General features: G+C 70.8%; 2 protein-coding genes. Both read left to right on the top strand.

Translation table 11 applies throughout. From position 1 onward, the window contains the following. Nucleotides 1-875, top strand: an 875-nt coding sequence (locus tag V6M57_RS10425) for a peptidoglycan-binding domain-containing protein (protein WP_332814924.1), incomplete at its 5' end; no start/stop codon positions are given. Between the two features lie 16 nt (nt 876-891). Beyond that, the coding region (locus tag V6M57_RS10420; protein WP_332814923.1) for a GspE/PulE family protein at nt 892-2,042 on the top strand (1,151 nt) is incomplete at its 3' end.

The raw sequence follows: 2,042 nt of genomic DNA, 5'->3' as shown, positions 1-2,042 counted from the left end.
TGCAGACCGATGCCTGCCAGCTGCTCTGGCGCGAAACGCAGGGCGTGCCCCGGCAGATCCACCTGATCATGGACCGCTGCCTGTACGGGCTGGCGGCGCGCAACGGCAACGTGATCGACGCCAACCTGATGAAGGAGGCCATCACCGACAGCCGGGTCGATCTGGTGGGGGCTCCCACGGCGGACGCCGTGGGCGTGGTGCCGCCGGCCCGCACCCGCCGGCCCTGGCTGGTCGTCGCCGCTTTCGCCAGCCTGGTTGCCACCGGCGCGGCCCTGGGCTCGCGTTTCGGCGGCGTGGACGCCGGCCACGCGCCGCCGCCGGCCGCTGGCGCGGTGGCCCAGGTGGCCGCGTTGGCTCCGCCGTTGGCCGAACCTGCTCCGGCCCCCGCACCAGCGGCCCCGGACGCACCGGCCGTGGCGGCGCTCTCCGTTTCGCCCGACGCATCCGCCGCCCAAGGCACGCCGGCCGTGGCGCCCAGCGGCCTCTTCGGCGCCGGCTGCGAGCCCGCCACCGAGCAGCCCGACGGGCGCAGGGTCGTGAGCCAGCCGCTGGCGGAGCTGACCCACCAGCTTCTCGGCGCGCGCCTGGCCCGGCTGGCCGACGTCTGCATGGACAGCCGCCAGGGCCAGGTGTGGCTGACCTGGAGCACGCCCCAGGCCGGCCACGCCCTGAACAACCGCCTGACCGCGGCCCGCTTCCAGATCGCGCTGACCGAATACGGCAGTCTGCTGCCGCGGGAGGTGGACGGCATCTGGGGCGAGCGCAGCCGCGGCGCCCTGAGGCAATTCCAGAACGAACTGGGCCTGAGTCCCTCGGGCGAGGTGGACCCCCTGAGCGGCCTGCTATTGGAGAAGTTCTATGTACAAGAACAGTGACACCGGGATGGAACCCATGAACGAAACGCGCCTCAGCTTCAGCCGGATGCTGGTGTCCAACGGACTGGTCAGCCAGATCGTGATCGACTACGTGCGCCAGAAGCAGACGGTCGAAGGGCAGAAGCTCGGGCGCATGCTGGTGGAGCTTGGCTTCATCAGCGCCAAGGACCTGGCGCGCCAGCTGGCGATCCAGCGCGGCATCGAATTCCGGGAGGTGCCCGCGGTGGACCCGGAAGTGGCCGCGGCCTTCAACCGCAGCCTGTGCCTGACGCACAACTTCCTGCCCGTGGGCCGCGAGGGCGACAAGCTGCGGGTGCTGCTGGGCGACGCGGAGCCCGATGCCGTGGCCACGCTGATCCAGCGCCGCGTCGGGCAGGAGGTGGTGTTCTGGCAGGGCGAGTTCTTCGCCGTCATCGACGCCATCCACCAGCACTACTACTTCCAGGAGAACCCGGTCGAGCGGCTGATCGAGGCCGAGATCCGCAAGCTCGGCGACGACCGCGACCACGCCTACAGCCCCGACCGGCTGATGGAGCTGATCCTGCACACCGCCGTGCGCGAGCGCGCCACCGACGTGCACCTCGCCCCCACTGCCCGCAGCCGCGGGGTGCTGATGCGCATCGACGGCGTGTTGCGCCCGATGTTCGCGATGCCGCCCTCGCTGGACCGCCTGGTGTCGTTCATCAAGCTCAAGGCCGACATGGACGCCAGCGAGCAGCGCCTGCCGCAGGACGGCAGCTTCACCATCAACCTGATGGACGCGACCTACACGATCCGGGTCTCGACCATGATCTCGGAGTTCGGCGAGCGCGTGGCCATGCGCCTGCTGGCCGAGCGCAGCGACCTCGACCGCCTGCAGGACCTGGGCTTCCTGGAAGAAGACGTGGCCGAGATGGAAAAGGCCTTCGCGCGCCCGCACGGCCTGATCCTGATCACCGGCCCCACCGGCTCGGGCAAGAGCACCACCCTGCACGCGGCCCTGCGCGTGCAGCCGCTGGTGGAGCGCAACGTGCTGACGGTGGAAGACCCGGTGGAATACCGGGTGCCGGTGGCCTGCCAGACCGAGGTGAACCGCCGCGCCGGCTACGACTTCGCCAGCGCCATGCGGCACTTCCTGCGCCACGACCCGGACATCATCCTGGTGGGTGAGGTGCGCGACGCCGAGAC

Source organism: Ramlibacter sp. (genome assembly GCF_036676645.1).
Lineage (GTDB): Bacteria > Pseudomonadota > Gammaproteobacteria > Burkholderiales > Burkholderiaceae_C > Ramlibacter.
Note: the sequence above shows the minus strand (reverse complement) of the source record. Positions and strands in the feature narration are given on the sequence as shown.